This window comes from Flavobacterium sp. 5 (assembly GCF_002813295.1).
In the GTDB taxonomy this organism is placed as follows: domain Bacteria; phylum Bacteroidota; class Bacteroidia; order Flavobacteriales; family Flavobacteriaceae; genus Flavobacterium.
The window spans coordinates 3,990,277-4,014,125 of record NZ_PHUE01000001.1 but is presented as its reverse complement, the minus strand read 5'-3'; the positions used below and the strand labels follow the sequence as shown (position 1 = coordinate 4,014,125).

The 23,849-nt window shown below is 32.2% G+C and carries 21 protein-coding genes; 11 read left to right on the top strand and 10 right to left on the bottom strand.

Annotated features, from left to right (window positions below; translation table 11 throughout):
* Window positions 1-50: 50 nt before the first annotated feature.
* The 6 genes from CLU82_RS16870 (at window position 51) to CLU82_RS16845 (ending at window position 8,331) form a co-directional block, all read left to right on the top strand.
* Window positions 51-728 carry a response regulator transcription factor gene (locus tag CLU82_RS16870; protein ID WP_100844190.1) on the top strand — a complete coding sequence of 226 codons (678 nt, stop codon included), beginning with the start codon at window positions 51-53 and terminating at the stop codon, window positions 726-728.
* Entirely contained in the window at window positions 721-1,983 is a 1,263-nt protein-coding gene (locus tag CLU82_RS16865; RefSeq protein ID WP_100844189.1) for a HAMP domain-containing sensor histidine kinase, read from the top strand. The genes CLU82_RS16870 and CLU82_RS16865 overlap by 8 nt, the downstream gene beginning before the upstream one ends.
* A 72-nt stretch (window positions 1,984-2,055) precedes the next feature.
* Window positions 2,056-3,078: a YncE family protein gene (locus CLU82_RS16860; protein WP_100844188.1), complete on the top strand. Its 1,023-nt coding sequence runs from the start codon at window positions 2,056-2,058 to the stop codon at window positions 3,076-3,078.
* Window positions 3,079-3,104: 26 nt separating this feature from the next.
* On the top strand, window positions 3,105-4,343 hold the full coding sequence (locus CLU82_RS16855) for a TolC family protein (RefSeq protein WP_100844187.1): 1,239 nt from the start codon (window positions 3,105-3,107) through the stop codon (window positions 4,341-4,343).
* A gap of 4 nt (window positions 4,344-4,347) precedes the next feature.
* A complete protein-coding gene (locus CLU82_RS16850; RefSeq protein WP_198520233.1) occupies window positions 4,348-5,262 on the top strand; it encodes an efflux RND transporter periplasmic adaptor subunit in 915 nt (304 codons plus the stop codon).
* A 6-nt stretch (window positions 5,263-5,268) separates the two neighbouring features.
* The gene (locus CLU82_RS16845) at window positions 5,269-8,331 is read left to right on the top strand and encodes an efflux RND transporter permease subunit (protein ID WP_100844185.1); all 3,063 of its coding nucleotides are present in this window, start codon (window positions 5,269-5,271) and stop codon (window positions 8,329-8,331) included.
* 232 nt (window positions 8,332-8,563) lie between these two features.
* Here the strand turns inward: CLU82_RS16845 and CLU82_RS16840 are convergent, their stop codons facing one another.
* The 7 genes from CLU82_RS16840 to CLU82_RS16810 form a co-directional block, all read right to left on the bottom strand.
* Window positions 8,564-9,331, bottom strand: a complete 768-nt coding sequence (locus CLU82_RS16840) for a phosphatase PAP2 family protein (protein WP_100844184.1) — start codon at window positions 9,329-9,331, stop codon at window positions 8,564-8,566.
* 256 nt (window positions 9,332-9,587) lie between these two features.
* On the bottom strand, window positions 9,588-10,454 hold the full coding sequence (locus CLU82_RS16835; RefSeq protein WP_100844183.1) for a hypothetical protein: 867 nt from the start codon (window positions 10,452-10,454) through the stop codon (window positions 9,588-9,590).
* A 410-nt stretch (window positions 10,455-10,864) separates the two neighbouring features.
* Window positions 10,865-11,047, bottom strand: a complete 183-nt coding sequence (locus CLU82_RS16830; RefSeq protein WP_100844182.1) for a hypothetical protein — start codon at window positions 11,045-11,047, stop codon at window positions 10,865-10,867.
* Window positions 11,048-11,255: 208 nt separating this feature from the next.
* Window positions 11,256-11,633: a DoxX family protein gene (locus CLU82_RS16825; RefSeq protein ID WP_100844181.1), complete on the bottom strand. Its 378-nt coding sequence runs from the start codon at window positions 11,631-11,633 to the stop codon at window positions 11,256-11,258.
* Between the two features lie 13 nt (window positions 11,634-11,646).
* Window positions 11,647-12,144, bottom strand: a complete 498-nt coding sequence (locus CLU82_RS16820) for an SRPBCC domain-containing protein (protein WP_100844180.1) — start codon at window positions 12,142-12,144, stop codon at window positions 11,647-11,649.
* A gap of 5 nt (window positions 12,145-12,149) precedes the next feature.
* Entirely contained in the window at window positions 12,150-12,650 is a 501-nt protein-coding gene (locus CLU82_RS16815; protein WP_100844179.1) for an SRPBCC domain-containing protein, read from the bottom strand.
* A complete protein-coding gene (locus CLU82_RS16810) occupies window positions 12,650-12,970 on the bottom strand; it encodes a helix-turn-helix transcriptional regulator (RefSeq protein WP_100844178.1) in 321 nt (106 codons plus the stop codon). The genes CLU82_RS16815 and CLU82_RS16810 overlap by 1 nt, the downstream gene beginning before the upstream one ends.
* Before the next feature lie 280 nt (window positions 12,971-13,250).
* Here CLU82_RS16810 and CLU82_RS16805 point away from each other — a divergent pair, with 280 nt between their 5' ends.
* From CLU82_RS16805 to CLU82_RS16790, 4 genes are all read left to right on the top strand, one after another.
* Window positions 13,251-14,018 (top strand): helix-turn-helix transcriptional regulator, encoded by a 768-nt coding sequence (locus CLU82_RS16805; RefSeq protein WP_100844177.1) that lies wholly within the window; start codon window positions 13,251-13,253, stop codon window positions 14,016-14,018.
* Between the two features lie 76 nt (window positions 14,019-14,094).
* Window positions 14,095-14,547, top strand: coding sequence for a hypothetical protein (locus CLU82_RS16800; protein WP_157813377.1), 453 nt, complete (start codon window positions 14,095-14,097; stop codon window positions 14,545-14,547).
* A 62-nt stretch (window positions 14,548-14,609) separates the two neighbouring features.
* On the top strand, window positions 14,610-15,224 hold the full coding sequence (locus CLU82_RS16795) for a DUF1801 domain-containing protein (RefSeq protein ID WP_100844175.1): 615 nt from the start codon (window positions 14,610-14,612) through the stop codon (window positions 15,222-15,224).
* A 126-nt stretch (window positions 15,225-15,350) separates the two neighbouring features.
* Window positions 15,351-15,776: a DUF3995 domain-containing protein gene (locus CLU82_RS16790; RefSeq protein WP_100844174.1), complete on the top strand. Its 426-nt coding sequence runs from the start codon at window positions 15,351-15,353 to the stop codon at window positions 15,774-15,776.
* A gap of 34 nt (window positions 15,777-15,810) precedes the next feature.
* Here CLU82_RS16790 and CLU82_RS16785 read toward each other — a convergent pair whose 3' ends face one another.
* Window positions 15,811-18,063: an acyl-CoA dehydrogenase gene (locus CLU82_RS16785; RefSeq protein ID WP_100844173.1), complete on the bottom strand. Its 2,253-nt coding sequence runs from the start codon at window positions 18,061-18,063 to the stop codon at window positions 15,811-15,813.
* A 256-nt stretch (window positions 18,064-18,319) separates the two neighbouring features.
* Here CLU82_RS16785 and CLU82_RS16780 point away from each other — a divergent pair, with 256 nt between their 5' ends.
* Entirely contained in the window at window positions 18,320-18,979 is a 660-nt protein-coding gene (locus CLU82_RS16780) for an HAD family phosphatase (protein WP_100844172.1), read from the top strand.
* A gap of 270 nt (window positions 18,980-19,249) precedes the next feature.
* On the opposite strand, the gene CLU82_RS16775 is transcribed toward CLU82_RS16780, so the two are convergent.
* Window positions 19,250-20,668, bottom strand: a complete 1,419-nt coding sequence (locus tag CLU82_RS16775; RefSeq protein WP_232735261.1) for a TolC family protein — start codon at window positions 20,666-20,668, stop codon at window positions 19,250-19,252.
* A gap of 4 nt (window positions 20,669-20,672) precedes the next feature.
* Window positions 20,673-23,843 (bottom strand): efflux RND transporter permease subunit, encoded by a 3,171-nt coding sequence (locus tag CLU82_RS16770; protein ID WP_100844170.1) that lies wholly within the window; start codon window positions 23,841-23,843, stop codon window positions 20,673-20,675.
* Window positions 23,844-23,849: the final 6 nt, after the last annotated feature.

Here is a 23,849-nt window from a genome sequence, read left to right as displayed (position 1 = left end):
TAAAATAAAAAATTCAAATTTCATTCAAATTTGAATCATTAAATTGCACTATGAAAATTTTAATCATAGAAGATGAGCAAGAAATTGCAAAAAGTATTAAAGACTACTTTAAGACTAACGGCATTCAATGTGAAACAGCTGAAAATTATGCACTGGCACTTGATAAAATAGATAACTACAACTACGATTGTATATTATTAGACTTAATGCTGCCTGATGGTGATGGTTTCGATATTTTAAAGGAATTAAAAAACAAAAACAAAACAGAAGGTGTCATCATTATATCTGCAAAAGAAACTCTTGATAGTCGTATTGAGGGTTTCAATCTCGGTGCAGATGATTTTCTAACTAAACCATTTCATCTATCAGAACTCTTAGTTCGAATGCAGGCACTTATTCGAAGAAAGAATTTCAAAGGAAACAACAATGTTATTTTCAATGAAATCAATATTGATATTTTATCAAAAACAGTAACTATCAATAACAAAAAACTAGATTTAACCAAAAAAGAAATAGATTTACTGCTGTTTTTAATTGGCAACAATAATAAAGTTTTATCAAAAGGAGCTATTGCAGAACATCTTTCGGGCGATATGGCTGATATGCTCGACAATCACGATTTTATATATGCACATATCAAAAATTTAAAAAAGAAACTGAATACTGCGGGAAGCGGTGACTACATCAAGACAATTTATGGTTTAGGATATAAATGGGAAGATGACTAAAAAATTACTACAAAAAACTACAAATCAATTCTTGCTTTTCTCAGCCATAGTGTTGTTAATTTCAGGGCTTATTTTCTATTATATTACCAATTATTTTTATATTGAAGAAACAGATGAATTTATAGAAAACCACAAAAAGGAATTTGTAAAATACCAACTCCCTACTTTTAAAATTTCGGATGTTTCTCTGTGGAATAAATATAACAAAAATGAAATTCTAATACCATCACACAGAGTTACAAAAGATACTTATTTTACTAAAATCTATTATGTCCAAATAGAAGAAGAAAAACAACCCTTTCGTGAGCTTAATAGTCCTATTTTTATCGAAGGTAAACCTTATACATATACGGTTAAAATAAATATCATTAAAAACAAACATCTGGTAAGAAGTATTGCAAAACTTTTTTTTATAATAATTATCATTCTGATGCTTGGTATTTTAATCATCGTTAAAATTTCATCCAAAAGACTTTGGAAACCTTTTTACGATACACTTCAACAAATTCAGGGTTTTGAATTGGATAAAAACAAAACGCCTGTCTTTATCTCTACAAAAATCGATGAATTCGATCAGCTTAACAAAAGCCTTTCTAAATTGATAGAGAAAAACATTAGTATTTATAAGAGCCAAAGAGAATTTGTAGAAAACGCAGCACATGAATTACAAACGCCGCTAGCCTTGTTTCAAACTAAAATTGACACATTACTTCAACTTGAACTCAGCAAAGAACAGTCTTCTATTCTAAGTTCTTTAAATAATGATGTCTCTAGGTTTAACAGACTCAACAAAAATCTTTTATTGCTTTCAAAAATTGATAATGGAAACTATCTTGAAAAGAACATTATAATTTTAAATGACTTTATAAATAAGCACCTTGACTTTTTTACAGAACAAGCCAAAGCAAAAAACCTTAGCATTGTTACTGAATTCAATACTGAGCTTAGCATTACTGGAAATTCTTCTTTAACAGAAGTATTAATCAATAACTTGTTTTTGAATGCCATTCGTCACAATGTAATGAACGGAAAAATCATTATTCGTATAGAAGACAACATGTTGACATTCTTGAACACTGGACAACCAAAACTAATGGTAATTGACAAATTATTCAATCGCTTTTCCAAAACAAATCCTTCCTCACAAGGAAATGGTCTTGGTCTTGCCATTATAAAAAAAATAACCGAACTCAACCAATGGCAAATCAATTATGCTTTTGACAATAACCTTCATGTTTTTAGTATAAAATTTTAAAAATTCAAACTTCCTACAGAATCCACTACTAAATTTGTTACTGTATTTTAAATCTAATAAAACACAATACAAATGAAACACACTATCCTTTTATTCTTGTTCGTTTTTTTTATCCAACATTCAAATTCGCAAAATTATTCAGTTTCAAAAAAAATAAATATAATTGGAAATGAAGGTTGGGATTATCTTGCTGTTGACGAAGTAAATCAACATTTATTTGTTTCTCACGGTAACGTTGTAAATGTTATTGATTTAAAATCAGATGTAACTATTACAACAATTCCAGATACTAAGGGAGTACACGGTATTGCGATTGCCAATGATTTAAATAAAGCGTTTATTAGCAATGGAAAAGACAATTCAGTAACCATAATCAATTTAAAGACTTTTGAATTAATTGAAAAAGTAAAAATTAGTGGCGTTAAACCAGACGCTATTTTATATGATTCTTTTTCTAAAAAAGTCTTTACCTACAATGCAACTAGTAAAAATGCTACAGTCATTGATGCCAATACCAATAAAGAAATAAAGTCGATTCCGCTTGGTGGAAAACCGGAATTCTCAGTCACCAATACTAAAGGGTTAATTTATGTAAACATAGAAGATAAAAATCAAATAAAAACAATAAATACCAGTACATTAACAGTAGTTAATACATGGAGTATTGCTCCAGGAGACGAGCCATCAGGTTTGGCTTTAGATTTAGAAACAAATAGATTATTTTCTGTCTGTGGTAATAAATTAATGATTGTTGTAAATGCTTTAAATGGTAAAATCATAACGACTTTGCCTATTGGAGATGGTTGTGATGGTGTTGCTTTTGATGCTAAAAAGAAACTTGCTTTTAGCTCTAATGGTGAAGGAACTATTACGGTTGTAAAAGAATATAGCGCCGATAAATTTTCTGTTGTAGAGACTATTGCAACACAAAAAGGGGCACGAACTATTACTTTGAATAAAACGACAAATCAATTGTATTCGCCGACGGCTGAATTTGGAACAAAACCTGAAGCAACAGTAGAAATCCCTAATCCAAGAGCTACAATTAAGCCCAATTCTTTTGCAGTTTTAGTTATTGAAAATACTGCTCAATAGTTTATAATTTTGATTAATTTTATACAATGACATTCAGGCTTTTAACCATACTTTTTCTCTGCTTTTTTAAGTCCTTTTCCCAAGAAAAGAATTTAAACTATTTCCTCGAGAAAGCACAGAAGAATTCTCCATTACTAAAAGATTATAACAATCAAATCGAAGCTACATCTATTGATAGTTTGTTGTTTCGTGCTAATCAAAAACCATTGGTTACAGGGAATTTAAATGCTATGTATGCTCCAATTATTAATCATGTTGGTTATGACGAAGCAATAACTAATGGTCAGTCTATTTCGGGATTATTGGGTGTGAATAAGCGCATAATGAGTAAAAATCAAATCAATTCACAATCAGAAACATTTAAAATAATAAAGGATGCTTTGGTTTTAAATCAAAAAGTGGCCACAAAGGATTTAAACAAATCAATTATTTCTCAATATATAACTGCTTTTGGAACTTCAGATCAAATCGACTACAATCAAAAAATAGCAACGCTTTTAAAAGATGAAACTTCTATTCTAAAAAAGTTGACACAAAATTCCATTTATAAACAAACCGATTATTTGATTTTTAATGCGGCAGTAAAGCAACAAGAATTGACTCTGTTGCAATTGAAACAACAATACCAAAATGATTTAGCTTTGCTAAACTACCTTTCAGGTGAAACTGATACTACTTTTGTGAATTTGAAAAAACCTGAAGTAGAACTCAAAACAATTACTTCATCAGATAAAACTATATTTTTAAAACAATTTGAAGTAGATAGTCTAAAAATTGATAACCAAAGTAAACTGATTGACAATGCCTACAAACCCTCAATTTCTTTGCTTGCTGATGCGGGATATTTATCAAGTCTTTATTATCAACCATATAAAAATTTTGGCTTCAGTGTTGGCGCTGGATTATCAATTCCTATTTATGATGGCAATCAACGCAGTTTGCAACATCAGAAAAACGAAACGGCTTTGGCTACCAATTTGGCTTACAAAAACAATTTTAACAAACAATTTAGGCAACAACTATTGATTTTGAATCAGAAATTAAATCAAGTTAATGACGTCGAAAAGCAACTACAAGTACAACTCAAAATAGCTGATGCCCTAATAGAAGCCGACAAAAAGTTATTTGTTACTGGCGATGCACAAATCACCGAGTATATTATTGCCGTTGGGAATTTACTTTCTATTAAAAGTGCTATCACTCAAAATTACATCAACAAACTTCAAATTATTAATGAAATTAATTATTGGAGTTTTAATGACTAATAATATGAAAAAAAAAACATTGCTTTTAACCCTAATACTCCCCTTTTTTATTGGATGTAAAGAAACACCTCAAGCCGAAAAAGAAGTTGAGAAAAAGATTCCAGTTACTTTAACTACGATTGATACAACGGCAATTGTTAGTTATACTGATTTGAATGCAACTGCTACTTATTTGGTAAAAAATGTAATTAAAGCAAACGCCACTGGTTATTTAAATTCTGTAAATGTTGCAACCAATGATTTTGTTTCAAAGGGAGCTGTTCTATTTTCGATAAAAACTAGAGAATCAAAAGTTTTAGGAAATACAGTAAATAATATTGACCCAAGTTTACATTTTGGTGAAGCACTAAAAGTTAGAGCAAATACAACTGGTTATGTTACTTCTGTAAATGTTCAGCAAGGAGATTACGTTCAGGATGGAGATGCTTTGGTAACAATAAATGATGTCAAAAGCTTTGCTATAGTTTTGAGTTTACCTTATGAATTAAAAAAATATATTGCTATCGGAAACCAATTGGAAGTGTTGCTTCCAGACAATTCATCAATAAAAGCAAGCGTTCAAAAATTTATGCCAACTGTTGATGCCACGTCTCAAACCCAAAATGTGGTTTTAAAAATTAATGCCAAACAAAATATACCCGAGAATTTGATTGTAAAAGTTAGGATTCATAAAAGTTCAAATACAAAAACAATTTCGCTGCCAAAAGCTGCTGTTTTGACTGATGAAACGGAAACTGATTTTTGGATTATGGAATTGATCAACGAATCGACAGCCATAAAAATTCCAATCAAAAAAGGAATTGAAACTCTAGACAGAGTGGAGATTGTTTCGCCAATTTTGACTCATGATGATAAAATTTTACTTACTGGGAATTATGGCGTTGAAGATACTATTCAGGTTAAAGTGATAGCAAAATAATTATACATGAAAAACTTTTTTGTTCGACATAAGCATGGTTTAAGCACTATTATCTTCCTAATTATTTTGGGTGGTTTTTTTGCTTATTCAAAAATGCAAACGAGTTTATTTCCAGAAATAACTTTTCCTAAAATAAAAATCATAGCCGATGCAGGACAACAACCTGTCGACAAAATGATGATTATGGTTACCAAACCGCTAGAAAATGTGATCAAAAAAGTTCCTGATTTACAAAATATTCGTAGTACAACAAGTAGAGGAAGTTGCGAAATATCGGCTTTTATGGACTGGAATTCTGACATTGATTTGGCAAAAACCCGAATTGCAGAACAAATCGAACAAATAAAAAATGATCTTCCACCTGATACGCAAATTACGGTCGAAAAAATGAATCCTTCCATCCTTCCTGTTATTGGTTATGCTATGGAGGGAAAAGGAATGTCGGCGATTGAACTCAAGAAAATTGCCAATTATACTATCAAACCATTCCTTTCTCAGATTGGCGGTGTTTCCGAAATTAGAATAATTGGTGGTAAAGAAAAGGAATATTGGTTGTCTTTGGATTTTGATAAAATGAGAACACTTGGCATTAGTCCAAATACAATTACTCAAGTGATGAGTCAAACCAATTTTATAAAATCAAATGGGTATTTATCAGACTATCGCTATTTGTATCTCACCATTACCAATGCTCAGGTTGATAAAAAAGAAGAACTCGAAAACCTTGTTATTCTCAATAATGGTAAAGGAATTGTAACGCTAAAAGATATTTGCAGCGTTGAAATTCGGGAAGCTAAAGAATACATAAAAGTCAATGCAAATGGTAAAGAAAGCATACTAATTGCGGTGATCAAACAACCAAATTCGAATTTGATTACTCTTACCGATGAGATGAATAAAAAAGTGGAAGCTTTAAAAAAAATTCTGCCGTCAACCATCAAAATTAAACCTTATTATGAACAAGCTAGTTTTGTAAATGATGCTGTAAAAAGTGTCACAGATAGTTTACTCATCGGGTTATTATTAGCGATAATTGTAGCTGTTTTATTTTTGAAATCAGCAAAAGCCAGTGTCACAATTTTAATTATTATCCCAGTTACTTTGGGATTAACACTTATTGTTTTGTACCTGACTGGGCAAACGTTTAACATCATGACTTTGGGAGCAATTGCTGCTGCTTTGGGTTTAATTATTGACGATGCGATTGTTGTTGTCGAACAAATTCACAGAACGCACGAAGAACATCCAGAAGAACCAACAACTTCGCTTTTGCAAAAGGCAATTCGGTATTTATTTCTGGCAATGGTTGGTTCATCAATAAGTACCATCGTTATTTTTATTCCTTTTGTATTGATGAGTGGCGTGGCAGGCTCTTATTTCAAAGTACTTACAGATACAATGATAATTACTTTGGTATGTTCTTTTTTTGTTACCTGGTTATTGTTACCTGTTGTTTATTTAGTGCTTTCTAAAAATGAAAAAAAATCAACTATTACTAAAGAGACAGAACCAATTCATGAAGTAAAAACTCAGAATTGGGTGGCTTATTTTATAGCCAAACCCATTATCAGTATTGGATTTTGTCTCATTTTGATTCTTTCTATTATACTAATTCTTCCCAATCTTGAAACTGGTTTTTTACCCGAAATGGATGAAGGCAGCATTGTTTTGGATTATGAGAGTCCACCAGGGACTTCATTGGAAGAAACCGACAGAATGCTGAAAGAAGTAGAAAAAATCATAGTACAAATTCCAGAAGTGGAAGCCTATAGTCGCCGAACAGGAACTCAAATGGGATTTTTTATTACCGAACCAAATAGCGGTGATTATTTAATTCAATTAAAGAAAGAGAGAACAAAAACCAGTAATGATGTTATAGATGAAATTCGTCAAAAAGTTGAAGCTACACAACCTGCTTTGCGAATTGATTTCGGTCAGGTAATTGGAGATATGCTTGGCGATTTGATGAGTTCTGTTTCGCCAATTGAAGTGAAAATTTATGGAACGAGTCAGGCAGAATTACAAAAAATAGCAAAAAAAGTAAATGCAATTGTTGAAAATGTAGAAGGAACCGCAGACGTTTTTGATGGAATCGTTTTGGCGGGACCTGCAATAAATATTGAACCCAATTATACAAAATTGGCACAATTCGGAATTACACCTACTGATTTACAATTTCAAATGCAAACGGCACTCGAAGGAAATGTTGTGGGTAGTTTGTTAGAAAATGAGCAAACAACTCCCATAAGATTGATCTATACAAATTCTAAAAACCGAACATTGGCTGATATAAAAAAATTGCAATTGTTCTTACCTAATGGACAAGTTGTACCGATTTCCAGTTTGGTTGATATTTCTGTTCAAAAAGGAATTGCTGAAATTCAGCGTGAAAATTTACAAATGATGGGAGTGATTACTGGGAGGTTGGACAATAGAGATTTAGGAAGTGTAATGCAGGAAATTCAGCAAAAGGTAACTGATGAGATTCATTTACCAAGTGGTTATTATGTCGAATATGCTGGAGCTTACAAAGAACAGCAACAATCCTTTAAAGAATTGTTGATAATTTTAATTAGTTCTTCTTTATTGGTTTTTGGTGTGATTTTATTTCTATTCCGAGATGTTCGTATTGCTTTGGTGATTCTTTTGATTTCGATTTTAGGAATTTCTGGTAGTTATCTTTTACTTTTTATAACTCAGACTCCTTTAAACGTGGGAAGCTACACAGGAATTATTATGATTGTTGGAATTATAAGCGAAAATGCCATATTTACCTTTTTACAATTTAGAGAAACCTTTAAATTGACCAGAAATGTAAACGAATCTATAATCTATTCGATTTCCACCCGATTGAGACCCAAATTAATGACAGCTTTAGGAGCTATAATTGCCTTGTTGCCTTTGGCTATTGGAATGGGAACTGGCTCTGAATTGCATCAACCACTTGCGATAGCAGTTATTGGAGGTTTTATTATTGCTCTTCCTTTGCTCTTAATCGTATTACCAACTTTATTGGCTTTGATTTATAAAAATGAAAAACACTTTATGCATTTTGATTTAGAGCTATAATTTTAAACATATAAGTCATATAAGCTAAAAAAGGAAGTAGATTATCAAATAGTAATTAAAAGAGGATATAAGTTAGTAACTCTCTTTATAAAGCTATTGGTTTTACTTAAATGAACTATGTTTTTATTTGATTTTATCCAAATTAAAAACTTACATGACTTATATGTTTTAACATCATATCATATCCTATAAAATGATATCATTTACAGAATAAAGGAAATTATATGCACTTTTAAAATTGCATTACTAACCCGCATCCCATTTGTTTACCATTGTAATACGGCATAATCATCGAAGAAACTTTATTTTCTTTAGTTTTATTAGAAGTAAAAATTTTTCTGTTTACATAAGGATAAATCCAATAAGCAACCTTAGTACTTAGAATTCCAATTCCTGCTCCTGCAACCACATCTGTAACCCAATGCCTATTATTTACAACTCTAAAAACACCTGTTGCTGTAGCCACAATATAACCGCTTACTCCGTACCAAATAGATTTGTCTTTGTATTCCTGCCAAAGAAACTCGGCTCCAGCAAAAGCAGTTGCCGTATGTCCCGAAGGAAAAGAATTGTTGGAAGAGCCATCTGGCCTTTCTTCTTTAGTAATATCTTTTAAAGCTAGAACTGCAACACTCATCATAAGATAAGAACTAGCCAAAATAATCGATCTGTCTTTAAGATTATTTTTTCCCGCATCACCACAAGCATTTAAAACATAAACCGAAGCAGCTGGAGCATATTGCATAAAATCATCAATCGTAACTTTTTCGTCAATATGCTCATTAACCTCTTCTTTAACCTCGGAATTAAAACTCTTGAGCTGATCACTATTAAGACCAATAAATCCATAACCAATTAATACAGTCGGAATAATTAATTGTTTGTAATTAAACTTTAAATTTTGTACCGTATCTTTTAAAACAATAGTATCGGATACATTGTTTTGAGCTATTACACATTGGGCAAATAAAAATATACCAAAGAGATTAAGACATTTCATTTTTAATTATTTAAAAACCAATCCAAATTACAGAATCAATTTTGAATTAATTCTGATTTTTAAAATAATTTAGTTGAATTTGAGTTTAATTATTTTTTAAGGAAAATATTTAGTCTTGTTAAAAATATTGATTCTACAGTTCGCATAATCCTCTCTTTTATTAAAATCGAGTTATTACTGTGTTTCATAAAAATAAAAAAACAGCTTGAAGAAGCTGTTTTCTCTATATATTTCGTGCTGTTCCAGCTAACTCAAATTAAATTCTTCCTCTTTCAATTCTGAAATAAATTAGAAAATGATGTACTGTTCTATTAAATATCAATTTGAATTCTTTTTGCATATTATTTACAAATAATCTTGCTTTTTGGATAATAAAATCACTGGTGAATAATTCAAAAGTAACATCTATAACAAAATTTAATACTCTTTCTATTTCATCAATTTGTTTTAATCTAAAAGAGTTTATTCTCTGCGCTACTTCAGTAAATACATCCGTATTTTTCCCTATTTCCAATTCTATAATATCCTCCAGGATTTGATTTTTTAATAATTTCCCAACATTACCTTTTTGAATCAACATATTCAATTCTTCAATTTTCTGAGTGATTTTTAGACTTTGATAGCTTATATCCAAATAATTCTCTTTTGTTTGGAAAAATGTATTTTTTAATTTCTTAATTAATTCTGCATTTTGACTATTAACAACATCAATACCTATTTCAATTACATAAAATTTAGTCGGAGTATGTTTTGCAAAATGTAGTATACTATTAACACTAGATGCACTCTTAAGAATACCTGTATGCTGTTTCTTAATGCTTTTTCTTTCCCCTTGCTCACCAAAACTATGTTGAATAGTTCCTTGAGAACAGTATGCAAAGAAAATAGGTGATGTTTTCAATAATTCCATACTTAGTCTAACATCATCATGAAAAATCATATCAAATTCTAGAAAGGTCATTCCATCAGGAAATGTTATTCCCTTAATGTTTCCTCTGGCAAAGTAAGACTCTACTACCAAATTGAATTCATCATTACATAGTGTTAATATACCATTGAAATTATCTTTCAAATCATTAAAAACATCTTGTGTTTTTCCAGCCTTCAAGTATATACTTTTCATTTTTAATGGATTTTAGAATAGATCTCAGTTTTTTTCACTCTTAAAAGGAATTATAAAATGATTTTATTTTTCATTTTTGACATATTCAAATTTCGTAATACACTCACAAATAGCGTTATATAATTTTTGTATAAAGTTTCATAATTTTTATAATTTTAGTACAAACCAAATCTCAACAATTCGATTACTTAAAATTTTTAATAGTAAAAAGGGTTAGAATATAATACTCTAACCCTTTTTTATTGACTTGTTAAGTACAAGTCATCATTTTGCATCCTAATCAAAGCCATACCTACTTGGCTTTGATTATTGATGGTATTTAGCCATTTCAATTCATAAATTCCTAGATGCAATTAATCATAGATACCCCCCATATCTTTTAGATTTATTTTAGAATTTATTTTTTGAAATCACTTTTTCTTTGTTCCATCAGTCATCACGTCATTAGCTTTGCTAATACCGATAGCTATAGCAGCACCTTCGTCCAATTTTCCATCTACTAATATTGCATTGGCTATTTCAATAGCTTTGTGACGAACTTTGGTTGGAAGATTTTTCATCGCTGGCGGATAATCTTTATAGGACCAAGGCATACTACTTTATTTTAAATTATAAAATGCATTTTACTAATTTCAACTTGCGTTTTAATGATATTCCAAATTTATAAATCCCCTATTTTACTATTTTATAAAACTTTTAGAATTAATTATATAATTTTCACATTGGTAGTCAATAAAATAAAAAGCCCTAAACATTTTTTATAATGTTTAGGGCTTTCTTATGGCATTTTTAAATTGATTTCTATTTAAACAAAGGCGAATACTTTTCTTTATTTTGAAGCATTATTGAAATCAAAATAATAAATAAGACCGCAGCAAAAGGCAAACCGCTAGTGTCCTGCACAATATTCGTTAAAAGAATTCCAACCATAACTGGTAATATCATGATAGCTCCTAATGCTCTAGTCTTTGGAATGATAATTAACAATCCTCCCAAAACTTCGACCGCACCAGTAAGTGGCATAATCCAACCTATTTCGGTAAATGCAGCCATTGCTTTTTGCATTTTTTCAGGCAAATTCGCTGGCATTGGCATATAATAAAAGAACTTGTTGAGTCCTGCATTGATAAATAGAAGTCCGAATAAAAGACTCAAAACGAAGAAGATTTTGTTTTTCATTAGTATCTGATTTTTAAGTGTTAGCAAATAATTTATCCAATCCATTTAAAGCTATGGTAAATCCTTCTTTGAAGCCCATAACAAGTAGTTGTTCCAAATTGGCTAATGTTTCGTGTTTAATCGCAATATCTACAAAAGTAGTATTTTCTTTATCAACAAAATCAATATTCCACACAGAACGTGGCATTTCTTTATTTATATTACCGTCTTTATCACAAAAACCACTCAAAAACTTAAAATTAGTTTTAGGAGAGATAGAAGTAAAATCGGCCAATGCCCAATGTTCTTGCCCTTCTGGTCCACACATAGCATATAACCTTCGCCCACCTTCTATGAATTCCATTGATTTGGTTTTGGTAAACCAAGGTTTTGGCCCCCACCATTGATCAAGCAATTCTGGTTTGGTATAAGCGTCCCAAACCAACGCCAAACCAGCTGCGAATTCTTTTTTTACATGAACTGTATTCGTTTCTTTGTTCACAGTAAAATCGAATGTCAGATTAGTATTCATTACTTTTATTTTAAAGTTAATAATAAATCGTCTAATCTTTCAAGTGTTGAAGTCAATCCGTCTTTCATTCCCATTTGGATCACTGCTTCTAAATCTTGAAGTGAATCGTAGGTAACAATAGTTTCAACAACTGTGTTTTCTTTTTTACTTGCAAAGCTAACCAGCCACTTTGCCTGTGGAAAATCAGAATTAATTTCCCCAGCTTCATTACAAAATGCATCTAATGCTTTGTAATATTCAATTGGCTTTATTTCAAGATAGGTAGTCAAACCCCAATATTCAGTTCCATTAGGTTCTATCATTGCATAATGCCATTGACCACCATTACTAAAGTCCATTACTTTGGTTTTGGTCGTTAGTGGTTTTGGTGCAAACCATTGATCCAGGAGTTCCTTTTTTGTATAACAATCCCAAACTAATTGTTGGTCGGCAAGGAATTCTCTTCTTACTGTAATCGTATTCTTCTCCTTGTCTACAAGAAAGTCGAATTGTAAATTGCTGTTCATCACTTTTTCGTGTTTTTAATTGTTAATAATAAATCATCCAATTGGTTAAAACGAGTTTCCCAAATCTTTTTGAATTGCTCCAACCATTTGTCTATTTCCTTCATTTTGTCTATTTCAAGACTATAATAAATTTCTCGTCCTTGCTGTTCTTGTTTTACCAGCTCGCATTCTGCTAATATTTTTAAATGTTTTGAAACTGCCTGTCGTGTTGTATCAAAATGTTCTGCAATCGCATTTGGCGTCATAGCCTGTAATGCAATGAGCGTAATAATTGCTCTCCTTGTGGGATCGGCTATCGCCTGAAATATATCTCTCCTCATTTCCTTTTCTTTTTTTTACGAAACCAATTGGTTGCAAATATACATGCAACTTTTCGGTTTCGCAATTTTTTTGAAGTTTTTTTTAAACATCTGATTTAAAATATTCTACATCAAACAAATCAAAAAACTATTTAATAATTTGTAATTATTTATTTATAATTTAGCAAAATAATAGAACGTTACCCTAATTTTTGAATATTAAAGACGCCTTTTATGATATCGGAATATACACGAATTAGGCGTCACTGCAAATTACAATACGTTATAAACCCTTTATATAATGAAAGTTACAGACTATAAACCAAAAGTAATTTTAAGACCTTATATAAAAACATTCAGACTTATTGAAAGCGGGAATGAAATAATAAATAGGGTCTTACCGATGACTTCTCTTGCAATTTCGTTTCGAATTAATGGGCAGATAAGTTATATATCCGATAATAATTGTGAGTCCTTACCATCATCTACAATTTCAGGATTAAGAAAATCTGTAAGACTTATCAATTATTCTGAAAATACTTCTGCCATTATTATATTATTTACGGAAACAGGAATTTCTGCTTTTTCAAAAATGCCGGCTCACGAATTATTCGAAAAAACGGTTTCGCTTGACAATTTTTTCAATCAGAAAGAAATTCATCAGATTGAATCTCTGTTATTTGAAAATCAAGGAATTGAACAAAAAATTTCAATAATCGAAAATTTTCTATTATCAAAACTAGAAGTAAAAGGAAGAGATGACTTAATAACAGCAGCAATTGACAAAATCAATTCTACAAAAGGAAGTTTGAAAATTACTGAACTGGCAAAATCATTATACATAAGTAATGATGCATTTGAAAAAAGGTTCAGAAAAACTGTTGGAACAACACCAAAAAAATATTCGACAATTGTAAAGTTATCTTCGCTCGCAAAACAAGGTGATATAAATTTACTTGAAAGGGTTTTTGAAACTGGATATTATGACCAACCCCATTTTAATAAAGATTTTAAATTATTTACTGGGCAAAGTCCAACTGATTTTTATAAAATAAATTCCTTTTGGTAATTCAATGATTTTTTACAAGGATTTAGTTTTTGATTTTGAGAATTTTACAATAGTAATAATCAAAAAAATTAAGACAATGAAATCATATTGCAACTTATCATTTATCATAGTTCTGGTATTGCTCTTTACACAATCTAAAATCTATGGACAAAAAGAAAAAACTAGCGTAAAAAAATCAAATGCAACCGAAATGGAAAACCAAGATACAACAACAAACACAGTTTATTTTATCGACAAATTTTATGTTCCCAAAAGCTCTGTCAATGAGTTCAAACAAAAAGCGAATTATAACAGAACTTTTATCAAAACACTTGCAGGTTATATAAACGGAGAAGCCTTTGAACAAACTGACACATTAGGCAACTTGACAATACTAACCATCGCGACTTGGGAGAATCAAGAATACTTGGACAATGCAAAATCAATGATTCAAGCTGAATTCAAAAGAGCACATTTCAATCCTACTGAATTTTATCAACGCCTAAATATAAAACTTGAAAGAGGAGTTTATCAAGAGTTGGTGGAATAAAAAATAACGAACCGCTAACAGAAGTTTTAGTCTTTCTTACCATAAATTAAATCCCTTATACAATGGAAAATTACAATAAAGAAGTTACTGCCTATATCGATAAAATGGCAGATTTTGCAAAGCCTATACTTAACCGCTTAAGAGAAATAATATATAGCACCTGTCCTGATGTGCAAGAAAGTATAAAATGGGGAACACCTCATTATTCATACAAAGGTGACCATTTGTGTATGATGGGAGGTTTTAAGCAACATTGTTCGTTTAGTCTTTATAAAGCAGAATTAATGAAAGATAAAACCATTCAAGATAGCGTAAAAGCAGGAAAAAAGTTTGGATACATGGACAAATTAAAAGACATAACTGAATTGCCCAACGAGAAAATATTAGTTACATATATCAGAGAAGCAATGGAACTAAATGCTAACAGTATTGCAAAACCTAAACCTATAAAAGAGAAATCAACAGTTGAAGTTACTGCGCCAAAAGCATTTCTTGATGCATTAAAAAATGACAAAAAAGCAACCGAAATTTTCGAAAGCAAATCGCCTTCATTTCGCAAGAACTATATCATTTGGCTTGCAGATGCAAAAACGGAAGGCACACTGCAAAAACGAATTGATCAGTCTCTAGAATGGATAGCAGAAGGCAAAGATCGATTTTGGCAATCAAAAAAATAAAACTAAAATGAAATTATAGGCTGAATTTAATATTGTTTTGTAATTCAAAAAAATTAAAAATTTTAATAATGAAAAAAGCTAAAATCAGCCAAAAAATGTAAAACTAACAATAATTAATTACAAATAATGACAACTATAATTTCAGCAATTCTATTCCTCATTTTTGCTTTTTTGTCAGCAATTCATTTTTATTGGGGATTTGGCGGGCGTTGGGGAAGCCAAGCCGTTTTCCCCACAAAAGACGATAGCATAAAACTACAAATGCCTGGAATTATACCTACTTTGATTGTTGCTTTTGGACTATTAGTGATTTGTCTTTTTATTTTACAAAAAGGTGCTATTCTAAACTTCTTGATTCCTACTTGGCTTGACAAATATGGATTATGGGTTATTGCAGGAATTTTTATTGTCCGAGCTATTGGAGAATTCAATTATTTGGGTTTTTTTAAGAAAATCAAACACACTCAATTTGGCAAAAATGATACAAAATATTATTCACCGTTATGTTTAATTATCGGGATATTAGCAATATTAATGATTCTGAACCAATAAAAATTACAATAACAGTTGTAGGTATATCAAGAAACTAAACCAACTCTCCTAAACAAGAATCTGGAATAGCAAAAGCATTTACCAAAGCAACAGCATCTGGTCTAATATCCCAACAGAGCTGATTAACAATTGTCCGAATAGCTTTTGTTTTTATAGCTTCCATATAATTATCTTCTAAATACCAAGCTTTGTTTTTTTCTATTTGCGAAAGCGCGTATAATTGGCACAGTTTAGTCAAAATAGTTCTGCTGTTTTTATCTTCAACACTTGCAATAGCCATTTGGAATTGTTCCAAAACTACTCTTTCTAAATACGCTTGAGCCATATCTATCATTTGGTGCTGCACCACATTGAAAGCATCATAGGCATCCATACCGCTATCAATTAATTTTTTGATACGCTTGGCAGCCGAAGCTAAAATTGTTTTTTCCCTATGTTCAAAAGCCTGCAAATGAAATTCACTATCCAGTAAATGTACTTCGTCTGTTTTTCGGATTGCGATTGGATTTTTTTGAGCTACAGCCGATTTGGCATTTTCATAGACATAATTGATAATTCCAAAAGAACCCATTTCACCAAATGATTTTCTAAATTCTGACAAACGATTTTTGGCTACTAACTGCATCAAAACGGTATTATCACCTTCAAAAGTGGTGTAAATTTCAGTATCATTTTTCAAAGCGTCTATTCTGTTTTCGGATAAATAGCCTTTTCCGCCACAAGCTTCACGACATTCCTGTAAAATTGCCGTAGTACTCCATGTAGAATACGATTTTAAACCTGCCGCTAAAGCTTCTATTTCCTGCATTTCTGCTTCCGTTTTATTCAAAAACCGCTTGGTTAAATATTGCAATGCAAAATGTACCGCATATGTTTTGGCTAATGGAATTAATAATCTTCGCTGGTGCATGCGATAATTCAAAATGGGAACTTCTGAACCTTCTTCTGGTCCAAATTGTTTCCGCTGGTCACTGTATTTTATGGCAATGGTGAGTCCTGTTTTGGCAGCAGCCAGAGCCGAACGCGGAATTCCAATTCTGCCTCCTACCAAGGTTCCTAGCATTGTAAAAAAACGTCTGTTATCACTTGGAATAGGGCTTTCGAATTCACCTTTATCATTTACCGAAGCAAAACGATCCAGCATATTTTCCTTTGGAATATTAACGTTATCAAAACGAATTGTACCATTATCCACGCCATTCAGTCCCATTTTATGACCACAATCTCCAATCGTAATCCCTTTTAAAACAGTACCGTTTTCATCACGTAACGGTACAATAAAAGCATTCACACCATAATCATGTCCTGCAATAATCAGTTTGGCAAAAACAGTTGCCATTTGTCCATGCAGTGCCGCATTTCCAATATATTCTTTTTGTGCTTTTTCGTGTGGCGTATGAATCGTAAACGTTTGGTTTTCGCGATTATAAGTCGCAGTTGTTTCCAATCCTTTTACATTAGAACCGTGATGTGTTTCGGTCATCGCAAAACATCCTGGTATTTTCAGAGTACCAATGCCTTTTAAATATTTGATGTAATGCTTTTCAGTTCCAAGTGACATGACACTCGTTCCCCAAAGTCCAAATTGCACTCCAAATTTGATAACCAGACTCAGATCATGATAACTCAGCGTCTCCATAATAGCAAAATAATCAGATGGATTTTCACCGCCTCCGTATTGCTTTGGATATGCCATATTCCCTAGGTTTTCCTTCGCTAAAATTTTGCACCAATCGTATACTTTTTGGCGATATGCTTCAACATTTGTTATGGTTTCTAATTTAAATTCAGGTCCAGAAATAATGGATTTTACTTTATTGATAATCGGAGCTTGATTTCCATCTAAAACGTCGGTTATTTTTTGGATATCAAAACTAGCCTCCGTTTGGTGTGTAACTGTAAAAGTTTTTGCTTTTGTTTTGAAATTACTAATGGCTTCTTCTCCTAGAATTCCCAAATCATTTTCGAGTTTTACAAAAGAAGTTTCTAATTTTTGAATAGAAGCATCTTTTTCTGAAAGTGCAACAGCAATTTCAAAAATAGATTTTATGGCAGGATTTTGCTGAATAGTCTGCTCAATTTTGCTTTTCCAATCAGCAATATCCTGACGAGAAGGCGGATTTGAAATACTTATTTTAGAAAGCAATAGTTGTTTTTCATCTGGCGAAAGCCAATCCTGCGAATCAATAAATCCTTGTAAAGTCACAAACTCTTTTTCAGTCAGTAAATCATCAGACCATACAATATAAAAAAGAGGAATAAACGTTTGTAATTTAGTAGTTGTCATAAATTAAGAATATTTCAATTTGGAACTAGATTTTTCATAATCTATGAAAATACTGATTCTGATCTGTATTTGTTGTTAAGGTTCTGATAATTTTAAAATTTCATCGATAAAAAACCCTGAATACTTTACAATATCTAATCTCTCTAAAGAAATATAACTAAGTAAAATAAGCTCCTAAAAGTCAAAATCAGTTTCTAAATTCTGCAAAACAATATAAATGATTGTATCTTGCAACCATTAAAAAATAAAATTTACAATGAAACAACAATGTGTTATTTTTGATATGGATGGCGTGATTTGTCACACAAATCCACATCATGCAAAAGCTTTCGAAGCATTTTTCGATAAATACCAAATTCCACACTCAGAAAAAGAATTTGAAGAGCATATGTACGGAAAACATAATGGTTATATCATGACGCATTTCTTTAAGCGTTCTGTTACCGGAGAGGAACTTAAAAAGTTGGAAGACGAAAAAGAATCAATGTTTCGTGAGGTTTACAAAGATAAAGTAGAAACTATTCCACATTATTTGAAGTTTTTGTCAGCATTGAAATCCCGAAATTTTAAAACAGCTGTTGCTACCTCTGCTCCACGCGCTAATCTTGACCTGATTATTGGTGCTTTACAAATCGCCGATAAAATGGATTCTATGATGGCAAGCGAAGATGTAACGTCTCATAAACCAAATCCAGAAGTTTATTTAAAATCTGCAGAGCGTGTTGGTGCTGATCCAGCTGACTGTGTTGTTTTCGAAGATTCGTTTTCGGGTGTTACTGCTGGTCTTAATGCCGGAATGAAAGTAGTTGGTGTATTGAGTTCGCATACAAAAGAAGAATTACCGCCATGTCACTTTTATATCAACGATTATAGTGAAGTAAATGTGGATAAAATTTTGGATTTATTAAAGGGTTAATATTTTGTGGTTTGTAAAAAAGTAAAAGCAAATTGAAAAACAAAACAAAACTTTCTAAAAAAACGGATTGTTCTCGCCTAGCCCCGATGGAAATGGCATCCTTTTTGTCCCGATTTTTTCATCGGGATAAAAAGATATAATGGACAGCGGGACAACTGTTGCTACTAGCTAGAATGTTCTGCTCCTAAAAAATAATTAGTTTAACCACAAAAAAAAAGCCCTAAACACTTTGTAATGTTTAAGACTTCTTAGTAAAAAAAAAAAATAGTATTATTTCCAACCTCCACCTAGGTCTCTGTAAACAAAGACTGAGGCATCAAGTTGTTCTTTTTTGGTATCTATTAATTCAAGTTTAGATTCTAAAGCATCCCGTTGGGTCATCAAAACTTCAAAATAATCAACTCTGGCAGATTTAAATAAATCTCCTGCGACATCAATCGAACGATTCAAAGCCGATACTTGTTGAGATTTTAAATCATAGCTTTTTTCTAAATTACTGATTTTAGAAAGCTGATTTGAAACTTCTATATAAGCATTTAAAATAGTACGTTCATAATTATACAAAGCTTGAATTTGTCTTGCGTTTGCCGAACTATACTCCGCTTTAATAGCATTTCTGTTTATCAAAGGAGCCGCAATATCTCCCGCTAATGAATACAATAATGACTCAGGAAGCGTAAACAAATAAGCAGGTTTGAAAGCGTTAAGTCCTACCGAAGCTGTAATATCAAGTGATGGATAAAATTCAGCACGTGCTGTTTTAACATCTAGCTTTGCAGCTTCCAACTCTAATTCAGCTTGCTTAACGTCTGGACGATTCGCTAAAAGTTGAGAAGGAATCCCAGAATTAACTTCAGAAGGCAACAAATCCATAAAATTAGATTTATCTCTCTTAATTTCCTGTGGATATTGACCTAGTAAAAAGTTAATTTTATTCTCCGTTTCTTTTATGCTTTGAAGAATATCGAACTCCATACTTTTAGAAGCCATAACTTCAGCCTGAAATTTTTGAACAGCCAATTCAGTTGCTCTTGACGCTTCTTTTTGAATTTTTACAATTTCCAAAGCGTTACTTTGTAAAGTGATATTCTGTTTTACGATATCCAATTGACTATCCAAAGCTAACAATTCGTAATACGATTCAGCAACCTCCGAAATAAGATTCGTTATTACAAAGTTTTTACCTTCAACAGTAGCTAAATATCGGCTTACGGCAGCTTTCTTCGAATTGCGTAATTTTTTCCAGATATCTACTTCCCAATGTGCATAAGCTGCAATTTTAAAATCACCTAGTGGATCTGGAGTTTCAATGCCGGGTTTTATTTCTGTAGTAGCATCACCAGCACCTTGACTTGTATATCTTCCCACTTTTTCTACTCCTGCACCTGCTCCAATCCCAACAGATGGCAATAGTAACCCTTTTTTTACTCGGATATCGTTCTTTGCGATTTCGATTTCCTGCAAAGTGATTTGCAACTCCTGATTATTTTTCAAGGCAGTATCAATCAAATTTACCAAATTTGGATCCTTAAAATAAGTACGCCAAGAGGTATTTGATGTGTTCATCGTATCGGCAGTTTTACCGAAAGATTCTGGAACTGCTTTAGTTTCTGCCAATGGTGCTAAAGCTGGTGTACAACTTGCCACCGCCAGGCAAATACCTAGCGGAACAATATATTTATAAGACATTTTTTTATACAGCATGATGATCGTCAAATTCTTCAGTTAATGGATTCTCTTTTTGTTCATTTGTATATTTAAATCTTTCAGAAATTTTTCCGAAAACATAATACAATCCGGGAATAATAAATACACCACATATAGTTCCTATCAACATTCCCCCTGCAGCTGCAGTACCAATAGTTCTGTTACCAATTTTACCTGGTCCTGTTGCAAACGCCAACGGAAGTAAACCTGCAATAAAAGCAAATGAAGTCATTAAAATAGGACGGAACCTGGCTTTTGCGCCTTCCATTGCTGCCTCTAACACCGATTTTCCTGCGGCATGACGCTGAATTGCAAACTCTACAATCAATACGGCATTCTTACCTAGCAAACCAATAAGCATTACCATGGCAACCTGAGCATAGATATTGTTCTCTAAACCTGTACATTTAAGTAAAAGGAAAGCTCCAAATATACCCGCTGGTAATGATAAGATCACAGAAAAAGGCAATATAAAACTTTCGTATTGAGCAGCTAAAACCAAGTAAACAAATCCTAAACAGATAAGGAAAACCCAAATAGCTTGATTACCTTGTGCAACCTCATCAGCAGAAATGCCCGCCCAGTCAATATCATATCCTCTAGGTAATTTTTCGGCAGCAACTTCTTGAATTACTTTAATGGCAGTACCAGAACTATATCCTGGAGCCGCAGCACCACTAATCTCAGTAGAAGTGTACATATTATGTCTTGTAATTTCAGACAGTCCATACACTTTTTCTAATTTCATAAAGGCAGAAAAAGGTACCATTTCATCGCGGCTATTTTTTACATAAAGTTTTAAAATATCCTCTGGTAAAGCACGATATTCTGGAGCAGCCTGAACAATAACTTTATAATTAATTCCGTATTTAATAAAACTAATTTCGTAGTTACTTCCCACCAACGTAGATAAAGTATTCATCGCATTCTCAATAGATACCCCTTTTTGTTGTGCTAAGTCATTATCCACTTTCATCATATACTGAGGGAAACTTGCACTGTAGAAACTAAAGACATTAGATAATTCTTTACGTTTGTTCAATTCTTTTACAAAATCAGAATTAATCTTTTCCATTTTTTTGTAATCCCCTGAACCCGTTTTATCCAATAAACGAAGCTCAAATCCTCCTGCTGCTCCATATCCTGGTACTGCTGGCGGTTGGAAAAATTCGATATTAGCACCTGGAATAACTTTAGATTTCTCTTCCAATTCTGTCATAATCTCTTGAACAGATTGCTTTCTATCATTCCAATCCTTTAGATTAATCAAACATGTTCCTGAATTAGATCCAGTCCCTTCAGTCAAAATTTCATAACCCGCTAATGAAGAAACGGATTTTACTCCATCCATACCTTCGGCAATTTTTTGCAATTTCAACGAAATATCATTTGTTCTTTCTAATGAAGAACCTGGAGGTGTTTGAATAATGGCATAAAACATTCCTTGATCCTCATTTGGAATAAATCCAGAAGGAACTGTACTACTAATCAACCAAGTTCCTGCACAAAATCCTAAAAGCACTACAATAGTAACCGCTCTTCTGTTTACTATTTTTGCAAGTACATTTTGATATTTAGTTTGTGTAAGGTTAAAGAAATTATTAAAACCATCTATAAATTTATTTATAGGTGTTTTCTTTTGAGGTTTACCATGATTATTTGTTAACATCATTGCACAAAGTGCTGGTGTTAATGTCAATGCCACAACCCCTGAAAGAACAATTGCAGTTACCATTGTAATCGAGAATTGTCTATAAAACATCCCAACAGGACCAGACATAAATGTAACAGGAATAAACACAGCTACCATCAAGAAAGTAATCGCGATAATAGCACCTGAAATCTCGTGCATAGCTTCTTTAGTCGCATTTAAGGCCGAAAGATGCTTTTCTTCCATCTTGGCATGGACAGCCTCAATAACCACGATGGCATCATCGACGACAATTCCAATTGCCAAAACCAATGCAAACAACGTAATTAAGTTTAATGAAATATCAAAAAACTGCATGAACGCGAACGTTCCAATTAACGAAACGGGTACCGCAATGGCTGGGATTATCGTAGAACGCCAATCACCTAAGAAAAGAAACACTACCAATCCTACCAAAATAAAAGCTTCAATCAAAGTATGGATAACTTTTTCGATAGAAGCATCTAAGAATTTAGAAACGTCATATGAAATTTCGTAATCCATTCCTTTTGGGAATTTTTTCTTGATAGTTTCTAATTTAGCCTTTAAATCTTCAATAACTTGATTTGCATTACTACCAAAAGATTGTTTTAATACAATTGCGGCAGATGGTTTCCCATTCAAATTCGAATAAATATCATACATCGAACTACCAAACTCTATATTGGCAACATCCTTCAAACGCAAAATTTCACCGTTTGGATTGGATTTCAATATAATATTAGCATACTGCTCTTTGGTGGTAAACCTTCCAGAATATTTCAGTACATACTCAAATGACTGAGAACGTTTTCCAGATGCTTCTCCTGTTTTTCCTGGTGAAGCTTCCAAACTTTGACTTGATAATGCTTCCATTACCTCATCAGCAGAAATTTTATATGCTAACATACGATCTGGTTTTAACCAAATACGCATAGCATATTCACGAGTTCCTAAAATATCTCCAGATCCAATCCCGTTTACCCTTTTTAATTCAGATAAAACATTGATATCGGCATAATTATATAGGAACTTTTGGTCCGTATTTTTATCCGTACTAAAAAGGTTAACGTACATCAACATACTTGGAACTTCACGAGTAATCTTTACACCCTCTCTTACTACTAATGGAGGCAACTTATTGGTAACAGATGCTACACGGTTTTGAACGTTAATCGCAGCTTGATTAGGATCTGTACCTAAGTTAAATACAACTTGAATACTTGCTTCACCATCATTTCCTGCATCAGAAGTCATGTATTTCATTCCTGGAACTCCATTCAAAGCTCTTTCTAAAGGAATAACAACCGATTTGATCATTAATTCACCGTTAGCACCAGGATAATCTGCAGTAATATTCACCATTGGTGGTGATATGGACGGAAACTGGGTGATTGGCAAATTCATCACCGACAACACCCCTAAAAAGACAATCATAAGCGATATAACTATCGCCATAACAGGTCTTTGTATAAATTTATCAAACATTTGTTT

Bases quoted from the DNA above. Each gene is read 5' to 3' on its own strand.
- CLU82_RS16795 (WP_100844175.1), top strand. From the start codon at position 14,610: ATGGAAAATTACAATAAAGAAGTTACTGCCTATATCGATAAAATGGCA.
- CLU82_RS16840 (WP_100844184.1), bottom strand. From the start codon at position 9,331: ATGAAATGTCTTAATCTCTTTGGTATATTTTTATTTGCCCAATGTGTA.
- CLU82_RS16870 (WP_100844190.1), top strand. From the start codon at position 51: ATGAAAATTTTAATCATAGAAGATGAGCAAGAAATTGCAAAAAGTATT.
- CLU82_RS16810 (WP_100844178.1), bottom strand. From the start codon at position 12,970: ATGAGGAGAGATATATTTCAGGCGATAGCCGATCCCACAAGGAGAGCA.
- CLU82_RS16775 (WP_232735261.1), bottom strand. From the start codon at position 20,668: ATGTCTTATAAATATATTGTTCCGCTAGGTATTTGCCTGGCGGTGGCA.
- CLU82_RS16780 (WP_100844172.1), top strand. From the start codon at position 18,320: ATGAAACAACAATGTGTTATTTTTGATATGGATGGCGTGATTTGTCAC.
- CLU82_RS16860 (WP_100844188.1), top strand. From the start codon at position 2,056: ATGAAACACACTATCCTTTTATTCTTGTTCGTTTTTTTTATCCAACAT.
- CLU82_RS16835 (WP_100844183.1), bottom strand. From the start codon at position 10,454: ATGAAAAGTATATACTTGAAGGCTGGAAAAACACAAGATGTTTTTAAT.
- CLU82_RS16790 (WP_100844174.1), top strand. From the start codon at position 15,351: ATGACAACTATAATTTCAGCAATTCTATTCCTCATTTTTGCTTTTTTG.
- CLU82_RS16850 (WP_198520233.1), top strand. From the start codon at position 4,348: ATGAAAAAAAAAACATTGCTTTTAACCCTAATACTCCCCTTTTTTATT.
- CLU82_RS16785 (WP_100844173.1), bottom strand. From the start codon at position 18,063: ATGACAACTACTAAATTACAAACGTTTATTCCTCTTTTTTATATTGTA.
- CLU82_RS16825 (WP_100844181.1), bottom strand. From the start codon at position 11,633: ATGAAAAACAAAATCTTCTTCGTTTTGAGTCTTTTATTCGGACTTCTA.
- CLU82_RS16805 (WP_100844177.1), top strand. From the start codon at position 13,251: ATGAAAGTTACAGACTATAAACCAAAAGTAATTTTAAGACCTTATATA.
- CLU82_RS16815 (WP_100844179.1), bottom strand. From the start codon at position 12,650: ATGAACAGCAATTTACAATTCGACTTTCTTGTAGACAAGGAGAAGAAT.
- CLU82_RS16845 (WP_100844185.1), top strand. From the start codon at position 5,269: ATGAAAAACTTTTTTGTTCGACATAAGCATGGTTTAAGCACTATTATC.
- CLU82_RS16820 (WP_100844180.1), bottom strand. From the start codon at position 12,144: ATGAATACTAATCTGACATTCGATTTTACTGTGAACAAAGAAACGAAT.
- CLU82_RS16865 (WP_100844189.1), top strand. From the start codon at position 721: ATGACTAAAAAATTACTACAAAAAACTACAAATCAATTCTTGCTTTTC.
- CLU82_RS16855 (WP_100844187.1), top strand. From the start codon at position 3,105: ATGACATTCAGGCTTTTAACCATACTTTTTCTCTGCTTTTTTAAGTCC.
- CLU82_RS16830 (WP_100844182.1), bottom strand. From the start codon at position 11,047: ATGCCTTGGTCCTATAAAGATTATCCGCCAGCGATGAAAAATCTTCCA.
- CLU82_RS16800 (WP_157813377.1), top strand. From the start codon at position 14,095: ATGAAATCATATTGCAACTTATCATTTATCATAGTTCTGGTATTGCTC.
- CLU82_RS16770 (WP_100844170.1), bottom strand. From the start codon at position 23,843: ATGTTTGATAAATTTATACAAAGACCTGTTATGGCGATAGTTATATCG.